We start from the raw sequence: 18,108 nt of genomic DNA, 5'->3' as shown, positions 1-18,108 counted from the left end.
CCGGCTGCGGGCGATCCGCCCCCGGAGCGGGGCGGGTTGGCACCGCACCGGACGCCGCAGCCTGATCCCCCGGAGCGAGGAATGGCCCCTAGAACCGGAAGCCGGCCGGTCCGCGCACCGTGGCCGCGGCCAATTCTGCGATCCTCGCAGCGGAGATCGGCGTCCCGGGAGCGTTCTGGAACCAGGCCACCGCGTCCGGGACGCTGAGGCCGGCGGGAGGCTGTCCGGTGTAGGCGGAGGCGTACAGCGGCGTGTTGGGTTCGCTGCGCCAGCTCTCCGCCAGGGAGCCGAGGTCGACCGCGTCGAACCCCAGCAGATCCAGCAGATCGGCCACCTCCTTCTTCGCTGCCGGGTCGTCGCCCGAGACGGGGATTCCCGTACGGTCCTCGGCTCCGGCCGGGCGGGCCAGGGACTGGAGCTGCCGGGGGCCGATGTTGTGGAAGGCCTTCACCACACGGGTGCCCGGCAGATCACGCTGGACGAGCTCGCTGGAGGTCGACGCGTTGTCGTCGAGCTCCGCGATCTCCGCCCCGGGGTAGATCGCGTAGTTCATCGGGTCGATGACCGTCTTGCCGACGAGTCCGGCGATCGGCAACCGCTTGCGGGCGGTCAGCGGCACCGCGGCCAGGACGAGATCGGCTTCGGCGGCGGCGACGGCCGGGGTGGCGGCCCTGGCCCGGGGGCCGAGTTCGGCGACCAAGGCGGCCAGAGTCCGCGGGCCGCGCGAGTTGCTCAGGACGACATGGACGCCGGCGGCGACGGCGCGACGGGCCACCCCTGTGCCGACCATGCCGGTGCCGATGATGCCAAGTATCGGTGTCTTCATACGGACAGCTCACCCGATGCGGGATGCGTGAACAATCATCAGGATCACGAGTCAGCGATCACCTTTCGTGATAGATCAGAGGGGTGGAACTGAGGGCGTTGCAGTATTTCGTGACCGTGTCCGAAGAGCTGCACTTCGGCCGGGCGGCCGAACGGCTGCACATCGTGCAATCGGCGGTCAGCCAGCAGATCGTCCGGCTCGAACGGGAACTCGGCGTCCAGTTGCTCGAGCGCACGTCGCGCAGCGTCCGGCTCACCGCGGTGGGCGAGCGGGTGCTGACGGCAGCCCAGGAGACTCTGGCCGCCGCGGCCCGCGTCCGGGTGGTCGCCGGCGAGGAGGCGGCCCCGCTGCGCATCGGCGTGGCGTCCTGCGTCACCGCACGGCTCGACCGGGCCCTGGCCCGTCTGCGCGACAGCGAACGCCCCGCCGTTCCCCACCTCGTCGACCTGCCGGTGACCGCGCGTCTGGACGCCGTCCGCGACGGCAGCCTGGACCTCGCGCTGGTCCGCGGCGCGGTCACGGAGCCCGGACTTCGGGTGATGCCCAGTTGGTCCGAGCCGCTGCACGCGGTGCTGTCGACCGACCACCCGGCCGCCGGTGCGCCGTCGCTCGGTCTGCTGGACCTCGACCCCACCGGACTGCGACTGCCCGCGCGCGACACTGACCCGCCCCTGCACGACGCCCTCCTCGCCGCCCTGCCCGTCGCGCCGCCGGCACCGCCCGCCGGGGACCTGGTCAACGTACTGTTCGAGGTCAGCCGACAACCCGGGACCTGGACGCTGATGCCGGCCGAACAGTTCGCCGCACCGCGTTCCGGCAGGATGACCCAGGTGCCGCTCGACCCGCCGGTGACCGTCGCCGGACACGTCGTGACCTCCCGCGCCACACCGAAGACATGCGCGGCGTCGTACGTCGCCGCGTTCTCCGACTGACCACCCCCGCACCCTCCGACGAACGCGATGTTCCGCAGGCGGGTGGACATCCAGGACCTGCGCGGGACACGATCCGACGTGGTCGTCGTGGTCGACCGCCGCCGATGCCGCCCCGCCGTACGGTGGCGCCGGGGAACACTCGCTCGGTGATCATGTGCCGGGTAAGTCCTGGTCGGAGAAGCGCGGCCGAGGGCCGGGTGCCGTCATCGGGGCGACTCGGTGACCCGTCGGGAGCGCAGGGCCGAACGGCGGACCTTGCCGGCCTCGTCGCGCAGCGACTCGTGGACCAGCTCGATCGACTTCGGCAGCTTGTGCCGGGACAGCCGGCCGTCGAGGAAGGACCGGATGCCGTCCGCGGTGACCTCGGCCTCTTCCGGCGTATGGACGATCGCGTGCAGCCGGTTACCGGTGTCGGCGTCGGGAAGGCCGATCACGACCGCGGTCAGCACCTGCTCGTGCTCGACCAGCGCGGCCTCGATCTCCGCCGGGTACACGTTGACACCGCCCACCGTGATCATGTCCGAGCGGCGGTCGTGCAGATACAGGTAGCCGTCGGCGTCGAAACGGCCCATGTCCCCGAGAGAGGACCAGCCGTCGCGCGTCGTGGGTTCGGCACCGATGTAGTGGTAGGTGGCGTCGGTCCCCGGGGTCACCCGCATGTAGATCTCGCCGGAGACGTCCGGCCGGGTGATCTCGGCACCATCGGCGTCGAGCAGCTTCATCTCCCCCCACGTGACCTGCCCCACGGAGCCGGCGTGGGCGAGCCATTCGTCCCCGCGGAGCGTGCAGCCCGCCTCGGCCTCCGTGCCCGCGTACAGTTCCCAGATCCGCTCGGGGCCCAGCCACTCGATCCACTTCCGCTTCAGCCAGGCCGGGCACGGTTCGGCGCAGTGCCAGGCCGAGCGCAGGGACGCGAGCGAGTACCGGCCGCGGACCTCGTCCGGGAGAGCCGTGATCCTGCGCATCATCGTGGGGACCAGATACAGCCAGGTCGCGTCGTGCTCGTCGGCCGCGGCCAGCGTCCCCTCGGCGTCGAACCTGGTCAGCAGGGTCACCGTACCGCCGAGGAAGAGGGTCGAAAGCGCGGTGACGAACGGGGCGTTGTGGTGCAGCGGTGCGGTGACCAGCGCCTGCTCCCGCGCCGCGATGCCCCACATCTCCTGATCGAAGCCGGAGGTCACCGCGGGCCGGCCGGACAGGATGATCTTCGGGCGGCCGGTGGATCCTCCGGAGGTCGGGGCCTTCCACCACGTCGCGATCCTCGGCTCCAGGTCGCCGTCGGGCTGCCCGTGTCCCAGGTCCTCGACGGTCGTCACCACCCCTGGGCGGCCGACGAGCGGGCCGCCGCCCGGTTCGGTCACCACCACGGCGGGGGAGCCGAGTCCGAGGATCTCGTCGAGTTCGACGTGCGTCATCCGCGGCGAGAGGACCTGTGGGGTCGTCCCCGCCTTGTAGCACGCGAACACGGCCAGGATCAGGTCCGTCGAGTTGGGCAGCAGCAGGGTCACCAAACGGCCGGTGGTCGCGCCGGCCGCCATCAGGCCCCGCGCGATCCGGTTGCTTGCGCGGTGGAGTTCCGTCCACGTCAGCGACCGGGTTCCTGCGCGGACCGCAACGGTGTCTCCGGTCTCGGCGGCGTACGCCCCGGGAATCTCGGACAGCGGGAATCCGTCCTCGGGCAGGAAAGTCACAGCAGCACCTCCGGGTCTTGCTCGATGGGGGAGTGGCGGGAGCGAGGGTGTGGGACAGCCGCGTGTCGTGAGCGAGACTAGAGCGGCGGGAACGCTCCATGAGAGGGAAAGTGATCACACTTTCCGCCGGACAGGGTGGATGAAGCTGCCACCCCGCCCGTTCCCCGACACGGGCTTCCGTGCCGTGCGGCGGAGGCCACCGGCTGATCGCGCCGGCGGCGCCTCGGTGCTCCGGTGCCGCGATTGCTCAGTGTGCCGAGGACGGACCGGGCTGCGGGGTGTTCGACGAGGGGAGGCCGTAGCCCTTCACGCCGTCCATGATCGCGCCACCCAGGGTCGCGTGGCTCAGGTCCGCGCCGGTGAGGTCCGCGTCGGTGAGGTCCGCGAGACTCAGATCCGTCTCGGCGAAGGAGCCGCCTCGCCGCTGCGTCTCGGCCAGGGTCGTCTTCCGGCGCGGACCCATGAGGGTGCCGCGCATGTTCGCGCCGTACAGGTCCGCTGCGCCCAGGTTCGTACCGGTCAGGAAAGCGCCGTGCAGGTCCGCGCCGCGCAGGTTCGCGTTCGTCAGGTTCGTGCCGTCCAGGTCCGCACCGTCCAGGTGGGCGGCGGGCAGCACCGCGCCGTGCAGGTCCGCGTGATGCAGGTCGACGGGGGTGTTCCTGGCGAGAGGGGCGGCCAGAATGGTCAGGGCGGCCTGGACGTCGTTGGCCGGCCGGCCCACCCCCACGGTGCCCGTCCGTGCCTCGGGTGAGTGACTGCGGACGTAGGCGGCCAGGACCTGGACGACGGTGGGCGCGTCGCGGGGTGAGTCCTGGGCGATGCGCTGAAGCGCGTACATGCCGCCGATCCGCACTTCCTCCGCGGAGTCGCCCAGGTTCGTCACCGCGGCCGTGTACCGGTCGGTCACCTGCCCGTCCCGGGCCAACTGCTGCTCGGTGCCGGCCTGCTGGATCGTCATCCAGGTGAACCAGGCGGCGGTCAGGGTCGCGACGCTCACCAGGAGGGACATCGAGCGTTCCGTCCGCGTCCACCAAGGGCTGCCGTTCGCCGTTGCCCCGGGACCCGGCGGCCCACTGCCGACGGGCGGCGCAGCGGTCGGGCCGGCAGCGGTGTCCGTCGTCGGCGTCGCGGGGGCCGCGGGCGACCGCGACCCGGCACCGGGGTCGGCCGCGGCCGACCCCGCGGGGGCTACGGCGGCGTGCGGCAGGGGTGCTGCCCCGGCCGGCTGCCGGCGGCGCCGTCGCTCGGCGATCCGGTGCAACCGCGTGAGGCCTGCACCCGTACGAGGGCTGGGCGTGGTCATGACGTAATTTCAGCAAGTCCCGCCCCCGCACCGGGCCGTAGCCGCCGATACGTGACGATCCCGAGACCGCGATCGTTCCTAGGGGGCGTCTCTTCGATCGTCGCGGACCCACGAAGATCGGGGAGACGCCCCCTAGGGTCTCCGCCCGGCCCGGCGTTCGTGCGAGGTCAGCCGGCCTTCCAGCCGGGGACCGTGGGCAGCACCTGTTCCGCGACGCGCAGCAGCGCCGCGTCGTCGGGGGTGCCGTCGTCCTGGCGCCAGAGGGCGAGTTCGAACGATCCGCCCCCGTCCTCCGGGTCCAGGGCGACCATCAGATGCCGCGCGATGCCGCCCGTACCGCTCTCGGTCCTGCCGCCGTCCAGACGGAAACGGATCGCGATCGTGTGGTCCGAGTACAGCACCGCCGGATGACCCAGCAGCGTGCGCTTCTCGGCGCCCGTACCCATCAGGCTCGCCGTCTCGGAGACGGGGTAACGGTCGTCCGACGCCGTGAGCTGCACGGAGTAGGTCTTGGTGTCGACCTCGGCCGAGGGCATGGCCACCTTGGAACCGTCGGCGCCCGAGAAGGAGCTCTCCGAGCCGTACGCCGTCCGCGCCTCCTCCTGCGGCGCGCCGAGGAGCACCGGCAGATCCGTCCGGTTCAGCGCGGTGCACAGGCGGTGCGCGGAGACCCGCCGGGACACCTGCCGGTCGTCGTCGTGCGAGCACGCCGCCGGCCCCTTCGCCGACGTGGTGTTCCCCTGCACGTTGCCCAGCGCCCACAGGCCCCCGAAGGCACCCCCGACGGCCAGCACCGCCGCGACCGCCTGGACCCCCGCGTTGTGCCCCTTCTCGGCTACCGAAACGTCGGTCATGCCCCCCACCTCCACCGTTCCCCCGGTCATGCCAGGCGGAGCCTATACGCCGGTCTTTCCGCCGCGCACCCGGGAATTCCCCAGGTGTTCCCCGTGGCCGCGCACGGTCCGGGTCAGTCGACGGGCCAGGTGTGCACGGGAGCGTTGAGGTGCATGTAGTCCATGTAGAGCGCCGTCATCCGACGCAGGGCCTCGTGGCGGCCCGCCCGGGTGGACGACTCGATGCGGTGGAACATCTCCTTCTGCCACACCGCCCCGTTGCGGGCGGCGACACACCGCTGCTCGATGATGCCGAGCAGCGGCTCGCGCCACGCCTCGTCCATGCCGGAGCGCTCGAGACCCCGGTGCGCCAGCGGCAGCAGCCGTCTGAGGACCAGTTCGGGCACCGGCACCTCGCCCGTGCCCGGCCAGTACAGGCGGGCGTCGATGCCGTGCCGGGCCGCAGTGTGGAGGTTCTCCTCGGCCGCGGCGAACGACATCCGCGACCACACCGGCCGGTCCTCCTCCACCAGGGCGCGGGTGAGGCCGTAGTAGAAGGCCCCGTTGGCGAGGACGTCCGCGACGGTCGGGCCCGCGGGCAGCACCCGGTTCTCCACGCGCACGTGCGGACGGTCGTGGACGACCGCGTAGACCGGGCGGTTCCAGCGGTAGATCGTGCCGTTGTGCAGGGTGAGTTCGGACAGCTCGGGGACGTCACCGCGGTCCAGTGTCTGCGCCGGGTCCTGGTCGTCGCACAGCGGCAGCAGGGCCGGGAAGTAGCGCAGGTTCTCCTCGAACAGATCGAAGACGCTGTTGATCCAGCGTTCGCCGAACCACACCCGGGGCCGCACCCCCTGGACCTTGATCTCCTCGGGGCGCGTGTCGGTCGCCTGCTCGAACAGCGGGATCCTGGTCTCGTGCCACAGCTCCTTGCCGAACAGGAACGGCGAGTTGGCCGCCAGCGCCACCTGCACTCCCGCGATGGCCTGGGCCGCGTTCCAGTACGGGGCGAAGTTCTCGGGGGACACCTGGAGATGGAACTGGGTGCTCGTGCACGCGGCTTCCGGGGTGATGGTGTCCGCGTACGTCCGCAACCGGTCGACGCCGTCGATCTCGATGCGCAGGTCCTCACCCCGGGCCGCGAAGACCTGGTCGTTGAGGAGGTGGTAGCGCGGGTTCTCCGAGAGCGACTCCTCCCCGATGTCGTCCTGGCGCAGCGTGGGCAGGATGCCGGTCATCATGAGGTGCGCGCCGACCGAACGGGCGCGCTCGTCGGCGTGGTTGAGCGCCGCCCGGATCTCCGACTCCCAGGCGTCCGGGCCGCCCGCGGTCAGCCGGCGGGGCGGGACGTTGATCTCCAGGTTGAACCGGCCGAGTTCGGTGGACCAGGCCGGGTCCGCGATCGCCTCCAGCACGTCGGCGTTCCGCATCACCGGCTCCGCGTCGGAGTCCACCAGGTTCAGCTCGATCTCCAGCCCCACCTGCGGCCGTTCGGACTCGAACCGTGACTCGCGCAGCATCTGCGCGAACGCGTCGAGGCACTCCTGCATCTTGATCCGGTACCGGCGGCGGTCCTCGCGGGTGAAGACGAGCGCCGGGACGTCACGCCCCATCGGCCCTCCTGGATTCCGCTTCTCGGACGGACAGCTCTGACCCCAGCGTCACCTCCGCCCCCAGCGTCGCATCACCGGCCGGGGCCCACCACGCGGACGGGCGCCCGCGCCCCGGCGCGCCCCGTCCCGGCGGCCGCACGTGCCCCGGCCGCACCCGTCCCGGCGGCCGCACCCGTCCCGGGACCGCACGGCCGGACGCGCAGGGTGACCGCCCGGACGTCGTCGCCGTCGCCGCTGCCCGCACCGCGGCCCCCTGCGGAGGCGTCTCGGCGCCCCTCCGCCAGGGGGCGTCACCCCGATCTTCGCGTTCCCGCGCCCGCCCGCCGCCGCTCACGCCCCGCCCCGTGCATCCCCGGGCCCCGCCCCGTGCATCCCCGGGCCCCGCCCCGTGCACCCCCGGGCCCCTCCCCGTGCACCCCCGTCCGCCCGCCCCGTGCGCGCCGGGCGGACAAGCGGGACCATGGTGCTGTCGAGGAAGGAACCGATGGAATCTGCGCGGAAGGGCTTCGACGCGTCGACCGACGCGGTGGCGGTGATCACGGCACGGGGCGTGGTGACCGGCTGGACCCGGGGCGCCGAGGAGCTGCTGGGCCTCCCCGCCCAGGACGTCGTCGGCCGTACCGCCGCCCGCCTGCTGGACGCGGCCGAGGACCCGGTACGGGCCGCCCGCATCGCCGACCGGTGCCGCGCCGGAGCCGGCTGGAGCGGCCTCGCCGCCCTGCGCGACGGCGACGGCCGCCGCACGGACGTCGACCTGCGCGTCTCCGCGGTCTTCTCCATGGCCGAGGAGGAGTGCTTCCTCGTCTCGGCGCGCTCCCTCTGCTCGCAGTGGGAGGTGGACGACTCCGTCCTGGAGGGATTCCTGGCCTGCGCGCCCGTCGGCATGGCCGTCATGGACCCCGAACTGCGCTACGTCTGGGTGAACGAGACCCTGGAGCGCTTCGGCGGTGTCCCCCGCGAGCAGCGCCTCGGCCGGCGCCTGAGCGAACTGCTGCCCGGCATGCAGGCCGACGCCCTGGAAGGGCGGATGCGCAAGGTGCTGGCCACCAGGGAGCCGGTGATGGACTACGAGTACGTCGGCTGGAGCTGGGCCGATCCGCACCGCGAGCGCGCGTACTCGACCTCGTTCTTCCCGCTGACGGACGCGGCCGACGCCGTCTCCGGGGTCTGCTACATGGTCTCCGACGTCACCGAACGCTGGAACGCGCGCCGCCTGCTGTCCCTGGTGAACGAGGCCGGCACCAGCATCGGCACGACCCTCGACGTGCTGCGCACGGCCCAGGAACTCGCCGATTTCGCCGTACCCCGCTTCGCCGACCACGTCGTCGTGGACCTGCTGGAGCGCGTGCTCAGCAGCGAGGGCCAGGGGGCGTGGCTGACCGACGCGGGGCCCGCCCGCGCGGGTACGGTCATGCGGCGGGCCGGCATGCGCTCGGTGAGCGGTGAGGGCTCCGGCGCGTTCGTCGGGGTCGGCGAGATGGCGGGCTTCGTCCCCGCGCCCCACGCCGGTGACCTGCTCGACCACGGGGATCCCGTCCTCATCCCGGTCCTCGATCCGCCCGACGGCCAGGACCCGGCCGAGCAGCCCCTGCGGATCGCCCGCATCCGCGAGTACGGCCTGCACTCCCTGATCGCGGTGCCGATGCGCGCCCGCGACACCGCGCTCGGGCTGACCACGTTCTTCCGCTCGCTCAACCCGGTGTCCTTCGGACCCGACGACGTGCTCCTGGCCCGCGAACTGGTGGCCCGGGCGGCGATCTGCGTCGACAACGCCCGCCGCTACACCCGGGAGCACACCGCCGCGGTCACCCTGCAGCGCAGCCTCCTGCCGCAGGCCCTGACGGGCGGCACCGCCCTGGAGGTGGCCTCCTCCTACCGGCCGGCCGACCCGACCGACGGGGTGGGCGGCGACTGGTTCGACGTGATCCCTCTGTCCGGGGCCCGCGTGGGCCTCGTCGTCGGCGACGTCGTGGGCCACGGCATCGGCGCGGCCGCCGGCATGGGCCGGCTGCGCACCGCGGTCCAGACGCTCGCCGACATGGAGATGCCCCCCGACGAACTCCTCGCCCACCTCGACGACCTCGTGCTGCGGCTGAGCGACGAATCCGCGGACCCCGCCACGGCCCACCGCGACACGCCCACCTTCACCGGCGCGACCTGCCTGTACGCCGTGTACGACCCCGTCACCGGCCGGTGCGCCATGGCCCGGGCCGGTCACCCGCCACCCGTGGTCGTGACCCCCGACGGCCACGCCTCCTTCCCCGAGATCCCCGCCGGCCCCCCTCTCGGCCTCGGCGGTATGGGGTTCGAGTCCACCGAGATCGAACTGGCGGAGAACAGCCTTCTCGGCCTCTACACCGACGGTCTCGTGGAGGGCCCGGAGCACGACATGGAGCACGGCATGGCCCGCCTCGGCGAGGTGCTCGGCGACACCGGCACCGACCTCGTCACTCTGTGCGGCTCCGCCGTACGGCAGCTCGTGCCCGTCCCGCAGCCCGACGACATCGCGCTCCTGCTGGCCCGCACCCACCTCCTTGCGCCCGCCCGCATCGCGACCTGGGACGTGCCCCCCGAACCGGCCGCCGTCGGGCGCATACGCGCCGAGGCGACCCGGCAGGTCGAGGACTGGGGGCTCGGGGCGCTGGCCATGACGACGGAGCTCGTCGTGAGCGAACTGGTCACCAACGCCATCCGCTACGCCACGCCCCCCATCCGGCTGCGGCTCCTCAGCGACGCCCGTCTGACCTGCGAGATCTCCGACCACAGCAGCACCGCCCCGCGGCTGCGGCACGCCCGCAGCACCGACGAGGGCGGGCGTGGCCTCTTCCTCGTCGCCCAGCTCGCCCACCGGTGGGGCGCCCGGTACACGGCCGACGGGAAGATCATCTGGGCGGAGCAGGAACTGGCCTGACGCGTGCCGTGGCCGCCGTCACCTTGCGTCCCCCGTCCCTCATTCCCCGTCCGTCGTGCCCCGTTCGTCCTTCCTCGCCCGTCCTTCCTCGTCATGGTCGTGGCCGTGGCCCGGCACCCAGTGGTGCTCGCAGAACCAGCGGCCGAACAGCGCGCCGCCGTACACGACGAATCCGACGCCGATCAGCCACGACTCCACGACCAGCACGGTGCCGACGGCGCCGTAGCTGAGCGCGTTGGTGACGATCAGCGGGGCGAAGACGAGCTCGGAGAAGGCGCGCAGACCGGCCAGGCCCACGATCGTGGCGAGGGCTCCCGGCAGCAGATCGCGCCAGCGGACCTGGCCGCCGAGCAGGAAGCGCGGACCCCACCAGAAGAACAGCACCGTGCTGACCGTCGTCACCACGATCCGCTGGATCCCGAACATCGTCGTCTTGGTCTGCACCTCCTGGTACAGGTAGGCCATCAGCACCACCAGCCAGGTCGCCTGCCGCCACACCCGGTGCCAGGGCCCCGCCGTCAGGTTCCAGATCCGTTCGAAACCGTTCTGCACACTGCTGCCGAAGGAGATGCCGAACAGGGCGAGCAGGACCACACTCCATGCGCTGATGGTGCCGATGACCTCGTGCGGAGGGCTGAAGATGTCGGTGAGGATCTGCGCGGACTTCCCCGACAGCCCCATGCCGTCCGCCAGCCACGACGAGAAGCCGCCCCGCACCAGGGGATCGGCGGCGGCGACCACGATCAGCAGCGGGGCGAGCGTGACCAGCGCCAGCGTGGCGAACCCCATGGCCCGGTGCAGCAGCTCCAGCTCCTTGCCCCACCGGAGCAGGGTGGGCAGAGCGATCCACTCCCAAACGCGGTGGAGGCCGCGCCGCCACTGCTTCACGGGCCGTTCCTCCCCTGTTCGCCGCACGAGGACCGGAAGGGTCTGCTGTCTCTCTTCCGATCATCGGTCCATCGGGCCGCACGCGCCCGGCCGGACGGCGGTCCGGGTGGCGGACCGCCCTCCGAGGGGCGCGCAGCGGTGGGCGACGGGGCGTGGGTGGTAGGCCGTGGGTGCGGGCGCCGTGCGGCGGGCGCGGGTGGCTGCGTCCGCCGCCCGTTCCGTCAGGGGGCACGCCCTCCGCTCAGGGAGTCACGCCGGACGGCTGCTCCTGGACCGGCTCGCCCCGCCACGCGCCGTCGCGCTGGGCCCAGCGGACCGCGGGTGCCACCGCGAGACCGGCCGCGGCGAACACCGCGCCGAGCACCGCCCACCCGAGGGTGCCGTGCGCGATCGCGGTGACCGTGACCAGCGTGGGCCCCGCCATCATCCCCGCCGACATGCCGGTGCTGAACACGCCCTGGTAGACGCCGTGCGCGCGGGCGTCGGCCAGCTCGTAGCCGAGGGTCCAGCCGCCCGCCGCCGACAGCACCTCCGCGAAGACCTGCACCACGGCACCGGCGGTCAGCGACAGCACCGCCCACAGCGGGGACAGCCCGGCGGACAGGGCGTACACCGCGCAGGCCGCCGCGAGCAGCAGCCCCGACCAGCCCATCGCCCGCACCGCGGTGGCCACTTGGGAGGAACGGCGGGCGGCACGGACCTGGAGGAGCGCCACCAGCACGCAGTTGACGACCATCAGCAGCGCGGCCGTCCAGCGCGGCGCCTCGGTCCGCTCCACGATCCACAGCGGCAGCCCGACCTCGGACAGCGTGTACTGCACCACCAGCACGGTGTTGAGCCCGGTCACGGCGAGGAACGGCAGGTCGCGCACCGCACGCCAGCGGTCGGCCTCCGGGGCGCCGGCCGCCGGTGCCGCGCGCTCCCGTACATGCGGAGCCAGCGGCAGCCTGGGCAGCAGCACCGCCGGACCCGCGAAGGACAGGGCGTTCAGCAGGATGACGGCCATGTAGGCGTCACGCGTGTCCAGTTGCAGGGCGATCGCGCCGAGCGCCCCGCCCAGTCCCATCCCCACGTTCGTCACCATGCGCAGATACGCCCGCGCCTCCACCCGCGTCGCCGCCGGCAGCACCTCCGCGTACACCGCGCCCTGGACCGCGCGGCTCGCGGCCATCAGCCCCGTCGCGCAGACGGCCGTGATGAGGAACCCGGCGTAGGAGTGCACCAGCGTGTACGCGGCCGTGGCCAGACCCGTGCCGCCCCACAGCAGCGCGCCGGTGCGGCGGGCGCCCCAGCGGTCGGCGGCGCGGCCCGCCGGTACCCCGGCGACCACCCCCACCAGCCCGGCGAGGGTCATCCCGAGCCCCACCGCGGTCGCGTCGAGGCCGATGATGCGGGTGAAGTAGAGGATGCCGAGGGGTAAGTACAGCCCGTTGCCCAGGGAGTTGGCGGCGGTCAGCACGGTGGCGACGCGCAGCACGGGGTCGGCGGGCAGCAGACCTCCCGCGCGGGTGGCACGCTCTTCCCGCGGGCCGGAGGTCCGTGAGGCTGGTGTCGTGGTCATGCCGACAGTCAACCTGTTGTCACCCGTCGGCCGACATCGATTTTGGGGGCGGTGACGCCCGGCGCCGGGCTCCTCCGCTCCCCGTGCCCTCGGGCCGTCAGCTTCCCTGGAAGTCCTTGCAGGCACGGTCCTTGAACCGCGACAGAGGGACGGTGACCGCGACCTCGCGGCCGTCGTCGGTCTCCGTGTCGTACCGGACCTTTCCCGGGGTGAGCCGCTTCACGTCGGCCTGGGTGAAGGCGGCATCGGCCGAGGACCACGCGTTGTCCTTGGTCCAGCCGTAGAGGGCGTACTCGGTACGGGCCTTGAGCGGCGCGAGAGGCTTGTCCGTGGTCCAGCCGGGCGACGGGGTGTCCAGGGTCCACGTGGTGACGCCCGAGGTGACGGGACGGACGGCGGTCCAGGTGCCCACGGTGGGTGAGTGGTCGGCGTCGGGGCCGTCCACGTAGACGGTCGCACCGTCGATCCGGTGCCCGCAGACCGCGATCACACCGAGCAGATGGCCGTCCTCGGTGACGGAGATGCCGCTCACGGCACCGACCGGAACCGTGCACCCGGAGGCCGAGACCAGGGCCGCGGCCGTTACGACGGTGCCGGTCAGGCCTCGTACTCCCCGCCAGGACACACCCGTACGCATGAAGCCCCCCAGCCCCGCGGGGCCGCCCCGCGGGCCCCGGTTCCGCGACATTAGCCCTGACCAGGGGGTGGCGTGCGGGGCGTCGGCCGACCCGTTGCGTACCCGTTGCCGCGCCGTGGCCGGGGGCGCCGACGAGTGCCGACGGGCGGGGTCGGCGGGCGTCGATGAGTGGGCCGGCGGGTGGCGCAGACGGTCCTTGCTCGGGCGGGGGAGACGGGGCCGGCGGGTGGCGCCGACGGGGCTGCCCCTAAGGGGGAGGCCGGGCCGGTGGGGGAGGGCCGGGCCGTGCGGCGGAACCGGGCGGCCGCGGACAAACTCGGCCGGACGGATGCGCCTGCGCGTGCCGCGCCTGTCGTACCGTCACACTGACCGGAGTGCCGCATAAGCCCGCAGAGTGCCGCACATCGGACGCATGAAGGGAAGCCGCTCACCCATGCACATCGATCTGACAGGACGCACCGCCCTCGTCACCGGCTCGACCCAGGGGATCGGAGCGGCCATCGCCGCCGGACTCGCCCGCTCCGGCGCCCGGGTCGGCGTCAACGGGCGCGACGAAGCACGGGTCGACGAGAGCATCCGGCGGCTGACGGCGGAGGTGCCGGGAGCCGATCTCGTCCCCGTGGCCGCGGACGTGGCGAGCGAGGACGGCGCACGACGCGTCCTGGACGTGCTCCCGCAGGTGGACATCCTCATCAACAACCTCGGCATCTTCGGCTCCGCGGACCCGCTGGACATCTCCGACGCCGAATGGCGGCGCTACTTCGAGGTCAACGTGCTGTCCGCCGTGCGCATGACCCGGATGTACCTGCCGGGCATGATGGAGCGGGGCTGGGGGCGGGTGCAGTACATCGCCAGCGAGTCGGCGATCGTCATCCCGGAGGAGATGATCCAGTACGGCATGTCCAAGACCGCGATGCTCGCACTGGACCGCGGCTTCGCCAAGAAGGCGGCCGGCACCGGCGTCACCGTGAACAGCGTCATCGTCGGCCCCACCCACACCGAGGGCGTGGAGGACTTCGTCTACGAACTCGTCGACCGGGACCTGCCCTGGGACGAGGCCGAACGCGTCTTCATGCGCGAGCACCGTCCGCAGTCCCTGCTGCGACGGCTCATCGAGCCGGCCGAGGTGGCCCACATGGTGGTCTACCTCAGCTCCGAGCAGGCGTCCGCCACCACCGGGGGAGCCCTGCGCGTCGACGGCGGCTGCGTCGACGCGATCCTGCCCTGACCGTTCGCGGTACGGCATACACCCGGCCGGCCCAGTCGGACCCCGGTCCCGCTGGTACCCGGCGTCGCGGCTCATAGCGTTACCGGTGAGACGTCGGCGGCGACGGGCGCCACAGGCCGAGAAGAGGGAGCGCCAGTGATCGAGGCAGAGCAGCTGACCAAACGGTACGGCGAGAAGACGGCCGTCGACGGGCTGGACTTCGTCGTGCGACCCGGCACGGTGACCGGCTTCCTCGGCCCGAACGGCGCCGGCAAGTCCACCACCATGCGCATGATCATCGGACTCGACGCGCCGACCCGCGGGTCCGTGACGGTCGACGGCCGGCGCTACGCCCGCCACCGGGCCCCTCTCCAGGAGGTCGGGGCCCTGCTGGAGGCCAGGTCGGTCCATCCGGGCCGGTCGGCCCGCCAGCACCTCAGAGCCCTCGCCCTCACCCACGGCATCCCCCGCCGCCGCGTCGACGAGGTCGTCGAACTCGCCGGACTGGGCAGCGTGGCGGGGAAGCGGGCCGGGTCCTTCTCCCTCGGCATGGGACAGCGGCTCGGCATCGCGGCCGCCCTGCTCGGCGACCCCCGGACGGTGATGCTCGACGAGCCCGTCAACGGACTCGACCCCGAGGGCGTGCTCTGGGTCCGCGAACTGCTCACCTCGCTCGCGGCCGAGGGGCGCACGGTGTTCGTCTCCTCGCACCTGATGAGCGAGGTCGCGCTCGTCGCCGACCACCTGATCGTCGTCGGGCGGGGCCGGCTGCTGGCCGACACGACCGTGCGCGACCTCGTCCGTGCCGCGGGCGGCGGCACGGTCAAGGTGGCGACCCGGGACCCGGCACGCCTGAGCGAGGTGCTGGCCGGCCCCGGCGTGACCGTCACCGGCCGTGCCGGCTCCGAGGAACTCCAGGTGACCGGCGTGACCGCCCGCGAGGTCGGCCTGCGGGCCGCCGAGCACGGCATCCCGCTCTTCGAACTCGGCTCCCGCGCGGTGTCCCTGGAAGAGGCGTTCATGGAACTGACCAGAGACTCCGTGGAGTACCACGGTTCCACGGGCGCGCGCGGGACCGCGCAGGACTTGGAGACCGTGCGGGCCCGCGCGGCCACGGCCGCCCCTGAGGCCGCCGCAGGCATCGGGACCGCGCAGGACGCCGAGAGCACGGGGGACGCCGAGAGCACGGGGGACGCCGAGACCGCGGGGGACATCGAGACCACGTCGGCCCGCGGGACCGCGGGAGGCGTCGAGACCCTGGGGAGGACCGTATGACCACCCTCGCCACGACCCCGCGGCCCCCGCAGCCCGCGGGGACCGCTCCCGCCCGGCCCGCCTACCGGGTCACCGGACGGCGCGTACTGGCCTCCGAGTGGGCCAAACTGTGGTCCCTGCGCTCCACCTGGATCACCCTCGGCCTGGGCCTGCTGTTCCTCGTCGCGTTCGGGACCGTCGCCGCCGCCCGGTACCGGTCGGGCTACGGATCGGGCCGTCTCCAGGGGGACTTCGCCCGCGCCACCGGCCTGAGCCTGTCCCTCTTCGGCACCAGCATCGCCCAACTCGCCTTCGGGGTACTGGGCGTCCTGGTCATGGCGGGGGAGTACTCCACCGGCCTGATCCGCTCCACCCTCGCTGCGGTGCCGCGACGCCTGCCCGTGCTGTGGTCGAAGGCGGCGGCGTTCGGCGCCGTCGTGCTGGTGCTCGGCGTCGTCGGCGCGTTCGCCGCGTTCCTGATCGGCGTCAGGATCCTCGCGGGCACCCCCGCGGCGACGACCCTGACCCACCCGGGTGTCGTGCGCGGCCTGTTCGGCGCCGGTCTCTACCTGGCCCTGGTCGGCGTCATCGGTACGGCGCTGGGCGCGCTGCTGCGGTCCGTGGCCGGCGGGATCTCCCTGCTGGTCGCCGCCCTGATGCTGGTTCCGGGCCTGGCCGCGCTGCTGCCGGCCTCCTGGCAGGACGACTTCGACCCCTACCTGCCGAGCCACGCCGGACAGGCCATGTTCGCCCTGACCCACGACTCGGCCACTCTGTCACCCGGCGCGGGACTGCTCGTCCTCCTCGGCTGGACGGCACTGGCCCTCGCCGGCGCGGCGTACCGGCTGGTGCGCGACGACGCGTGAGTGTACGCGGGGCGGCTCCGGCCCGGCGGCCTCGGCCGAGCCCGGCCCGTCAGGCTCCTGACAGGGCGGCCGGGCGGCCGGGCGGCCGGGCGGCCGGGCCCGGGGTTGGGGTTGGGGCGCGGGGCCGGGGTCGAGGCCGCCACGATGTCGTGCCGCACCCTCGCGCGCCACGACGGCGCGCCGCGCCCCCGCGCGCCACGATGCCGTGCCGCACGCCTCACTCCACGGCGGGATCCTCCTGCGCGCGCATGACCGCGGCCTTGACCGCGCGCTCCAGGATGTCCCGGCTCTCGCCCGTCGCCGCCGCGCGTGCGGTGATGGCCACCTGGACGGTCTCGTACGCCGCGCACCACCGCTGCTTCTGCGCGTCGTACTCGGCGCCGGTGAGGCCGGCCAGCTTGGCGCGCTCGATCTCGGCGGATCGTTCCAACGCGATCAGGTTGTCCGGAATGTCTGCCACGAATGGATCGTAAGCTCGCGCCGGGAGGCCCGCGAAGCGGTGGCGTACCGCGCGCCGGGGAAGGGCCGCCGGTCCCGGCGCGGAGGCCGACGAATTGCCGAGCGTCACACCCCGTGTTTCGTTGGGAGCTGAGCGTTCCCGCCCTGGGGGCGCTGTCACCCGGCTGGAGGAATCGTGGCAGCAGCGGAGAAGTTCGTCCAGATCATCGCCTTCGAGACCGACCGGATCGAGGAGATGGGCAGGCTGGCGGTCGACACGGAGAAGCGCTTCGCGGGCATGGAGAACGGGCCCTCGTACCAGGTGGTCCTCAAGGACAGGAACCAGCCCGACCGCTACTACGAGGTGCTGGAGTTCGCCTCCGTCGACGAGGCGATGCGCAGCCGCGAGAACCCCGAGGCGCGTGCGTTCGCCGAGTCCATGGCGGCGCTGTGCAAGCAGCCCCCGTCCTTCATCGAGTGCGACATCGTGGAGGCGTCCCGGCCGAAGTAGTCCGCGTCGCCGTCACCACCGCCGGGGCCGGGCGCCGGCCGCGCGGTGGTGGGCGGTGGGCGCGGCCGTCCTCCTCCCGGAGGCGTATTTCTGGCGGTACGGCGCCGTCTCGCGCAGCGTGGAGGCGAGCAGGCCGGCCGAGCGGCGGGCGCGAGCGCCTCTGGAGAGGTGGGACCCATGGACGGGGAAGTCAGTGAGCCGAGGGTCGTGGTCGGCGTCGACGGGTCGACGTCCTCGTACGCCGCACTGCGCTGGGCCGTGCGGTACGCGGGGCTGATCGGCGGCACCGTGGACGCGGTGACCGCGTGGGACCTGCCGGGCCTGTACGGCTGGTCGGCGCCTCCCGTGGACATGGACATCGACCTGGCGGAGGCCCGGGAACGCATGCGGCTGGAGCTCGCCGAGGTGCTCGGGGAAGAGGGCATCGGGACGGTCCACACCCGGCTGGCCCACGGCAACCCGGCCGAGATCCTGCTGCGGGCCGCCGAGGGCGCCGAGATCCTGGTCGTGGGCGGCCGCGGCCGCGGCGGCTTCGTGCGCGCCCTCCTCGGCTCCGTCAGCCAGCACGTGTCGCTGCACGCGAGCTGCCCGGTCGTGATCGTGCGCTCCGAGACGGAGTGACCCGGGAAGCGGCCCG

General features: G+C 73.1%; 15 protein-coding genes and 1 pseudogene. 7 read left to right on the top strand and 9 right to left on the bottom strand.

Going from position 1 to position 18,108, the window contains the following annotated elements; translation table 11 throughout:
- Window positions 1–88: 88 nt before the first annotated feature.
- Entirely contained in the window at window positions 89–826 is a 738-nt protein-coding gene (locus tag ACIPRD_RS11035; protein WP_401562197.1) for an NADPH-dependent F420 reductase, read from the bottom strand.
- Between the two features lie 83 nt (window positions 827–909).
- Between ACIPRD_RS11035 and ACIPRD_RS11030 the strand changes: the two genes are divergently transcribed.
- Complete coding sequence (locus tag ACIPRD_RS11030) at window positions 910–1,758, top strand: LysR family transcriptional regulator (RefSeq protein WP_401562195.1); 849 nt, start codon at window positions 910–912, stop codon at window positions 1,756–1,758.
- Window positions 1,759–1,961: 203 nt separating this feature from the next.
- Here ACIPRD_RS11030 and ACIPRD_RS11025 read toward each other — a convergent pair whose 3' ends face one another.
- The 4 genes from ACIPRD_RS11025 to ACIPRD_RS11010 all read right to left on the bottom strand — a co-directional run bounded on the left by ACIPRD_RS11025 (window position 1,962) and on the right by ACIPRD_RS11010 (window position 7,198).
- On the bottom strand, window positions 1,962–3,449 hold the full coding sequence (locus tag ACIPRD_RS11025; RefSeq protein WP_401562193.1) for an AMP-binding protein: 1,488 nt from the start codon (window positions 3,447–3,449) through the stop codon (window positions 1,962–1,964).
- 247 nt (window positions 3,450–3,696) lie between these two features.
- Window positions 3,697–4,458: a pentapeptide repeat-containing protein gene (locus ACIPRD_RS11020; RefSeq protein WP_356402775.1), complete on the bottom strand. Its 762-nt coding sequence runs from the start codon at window positions 4,456–4,458 to the stop codon at window positions 3,697–3,699.
- Window positions 4,459–4,919: 461 nt separating this feature from the next.
- Window positions 4,920–5,606 carry a DUF6215 domain-containing protein gene (locus ACIPRD_RS11015; RefSeq protein WP_401562191.1) on the bottom strand — a complete coding sequence of 229 codons (687 nt, stop codon included), beginning with the start codon at window positions 5,604–5,606 and terminating at the stop codon, window positions 4,920–4,922.
- 113 nt (window positions 5,607–5,719) lie between these two features.
- Complete coding sequence (locus tag ACIPRD_RS11010; protein ID WP_356402769.1) at window positions 5,720–7,198, bottom strand: glutamate-cysteine ligase family protein; 1,479 nt, start codon at window positions 7,196–7,198, stop codon at window positions 5,720–5,722.
- A gap of 484 nt (window positions 7,199–7,682) precedes the next feature.
- On the opposite strand from ACIPRD_RS11010, the gene ACIPRD_RS11005 reads away from it, so the two are divergent.
- Window positions 7,683–10,109, top strand: a complete 2,427-nt coding sequence (locus ACIPRD_RS11005; protein ID WP_401562189.1) for a SpoIIE family protein phosphatase — start codon at window positions 7,683–7,685, stop codon at window positions 10,107–10,109.
- 39 nt (window positions 10,110–10,148) lie between these two features.
- On the opposite strand, the gene ACIPRD_RS11000 is transcribed toward ACIPRD_RS11005, so the two are convergent.
- The 3 genes from ACIPRD_RS11000 to ACIPRD_RS10990 form a co-directional block, all read right to left on the bottom strand.
- The gene (locus tag ACIPRD_RS11000; protein WP_401562187.1) at window positions 10,149–10,997 is read right to left on the bottom strand and encodes a ribonuclease BN; all 849 of its coding nucleotides are present in this window, start codon (window positions 10,995–10,997) and stop codon (window positions 10,149–10,151) included.
- Between the two features lie 241 nt (window positions 10,998–11,238).
- Entirely contained in the window at window positions 11,239–12,558 is a 1,320-nt protein-coding gene (locus tag ACIPRD_RS10995) for an MFS transporter (protein ID WP_401562185.1), read from the bottom strand.
- A gap of 97 nt (window positions 12,559–12,655) precedes the next feature.
- Complete coding sequence (locus ACIPRD_RS10990) at window positions 12,656–13,090, bottom strand: hypothetical protein (protein ID WP_401562184.1); 435 nt, start codon at window positions 13,088–13,090, stop codon at window positions 12,656–12,658.
- A gap of 538 nt (window positions 13,091–13,628) precedes the next feature.
- Between ACIPRD_RS10990 and ACIPRD_RS10985 the strand changes: the two genes are divergently transcribed.
- From ACIPRD_RS10985 to ACIPRD_RS10975, 3 genes and pseudogenes are all read left to right on the top strand, one after another.
- Window positions 13,629–14,423 carry an SDR family NAD(P)-dependent oxidoreductase gene (locus tag ACIPRD_RS10985; RefSeq protein ID WP_401562182.1) on the top strand — a complete coding sequence of 265 codons (795 nt, stop codon included), beginning with the start codon at window positions 13,629–13,631 and terminating at the stop codon, window positions 14,421–14,423.
- Window positions 14,424–14,558: 135 nt separating this feature from the next.
- Window positions 14,559–15,464 (top strand): annotated as a pseudogene (locus tag ACIPRD_RS10980) (ATP-binding cassette domain-containing protein); the annotation flags it as partial.
- Window positions 15,465–15,673: 209 nt separating this feature from the next.
- Window positions 15,674–16,522, top strand: coding sequence for an ABC transporter permease (locus tag ACIPRD_RS10975; RefSeq protein WP_356402753.1), 849 nt, complete (start codon window positions 15,674–15,676; stop codon window positions 16,520–16,522).
- A 217-nt stretch (window positions 16,523–16,739) separates the two neighbouring features.
- On the opposite strand, the gene ACIPRD_RS10970 is transcribed toward ACIPRD_RS10975, so the two are convergent.
- Window positions 16,740–16,982 (bottom strand): hypothetical protein, encoded by a 243-nt coding sequence (locus ACIPRD_RS10970; protein WP_356402751.1) that lies wholly within the window; start codon window positions 16,980–16,982, stop codon window positions 16,740–16,742.
- 174 nt (window positions 16,983–17,156) lie between these two features.
- On the opposite strand from ACIPRD_RS10970, the gene ACIPRD_RS10965 reads away from it, so the two are divergent.
- Window positions 17,157–17,471 (top strand): hypothetical protein, encoded by a 315-nt coding sequence (locus ACIPRD_RS10965; RefSeq protein ID WP_356402749.1) that lies wholly within the window; start codon window positions 17,157–17,159, stop codon window positions 17,469–17,471.
- A gap of 177 nt (window positions 17,472–17,648) precedes the next feature.
- Entirely contained in the window at window positions 17,649–18,092 is a 444-nt protein-coding gene (locus tag ACIPRD_RS10960) for a universal stress protein (RefSeq protein ID WP_356402747.1), read from the top strand.
- Window positions 18,093–18,108 lie beyond the last annotated feature (16 nt).

It is taken from the genome of Streptomyces sp. NPDC090108 (genome assembly GCF_044747185.1).
In the GTDB taxonomy this organism is placed as follows: Bacteria; Actinomycetota; Actinomycetes; order Streptomycetales; family Streptomycetaceae; genus Streptomyces.
Note: the sequence above shows the minus strand (reverse complement) of the source record. Positions and strands in the feature narration are given on the sequence as shown.

Excerpts from the sequence above, each read along its gene's own strand:
- ACIPRD_RS11035 (WP_401562197.1), bottom strand. The coding sequence starts at position 826 with ATGAAGACACCGATACTTGGCATCATCGGCACCGGCATGGTCGGCACA.
- ACIPRD_RS11020 (WP_356402775.1), bottom strand. The coding sequence starts at position 4,458 with ATGTCCCTCCTGGTGAGCGTCGCGACCCTGACCGCCGCCTGGTTCACC.
- ACIPRD_RS11015 (WP_401562191.1), bottom strand. The coding sequence starts at position 5,606 with ATGACCGACGTTTCGGTAGCCGAGAAGGGGCACAACGCGGGGGTCCAG.
- ACIPRD_RS11010 (WP_356402769.1), bottom strand. The coding sequence starts at position 7,198 with ATGGGGCGTGACGTCCCGGCGCTCGTCTTCACCCGCGAGGACCGCCGC.
- ACIPRD_RS11005 (WP_401562189.1), top strand. The coding sequence starts at position 7,683 with ATGGAATCTGCGCGGAAGGGCTTCGACGCGTCGACCGACGCGGTGGCG.
- ACIPRD_RS10995 (WP_401562185.1), bottom strand. The coding sequence starts at position 12,558 with ATGACCACGACACCAGCCTCACGGACCTCCGGCCCGCGGGAAGAGCGT.
- ACIPRD_RS10985 (WP_401562182.1), top strand. The coding sequence starts at position 13,629 with ATGCACATCGATCTGACAGGACGCACCGCCCTCGTCACCGGCTCGACC.
- ACIPRD_RS10975 (WP_356402753.1), top strand. The coding sequence starts at position 15,674 with ATGACCACCCTCGCCACGACCCCGCGGCCCCCGCAGCCCGCGGGGACC.
- ACIPRD_RS10960 (WP_356402747.1), top strand. The coding sequence starts at position 17,649 with ATGGACGGGGAAGTCAGTGAGCCGAGGGTCGTGGTCGGCGTCGACGGG.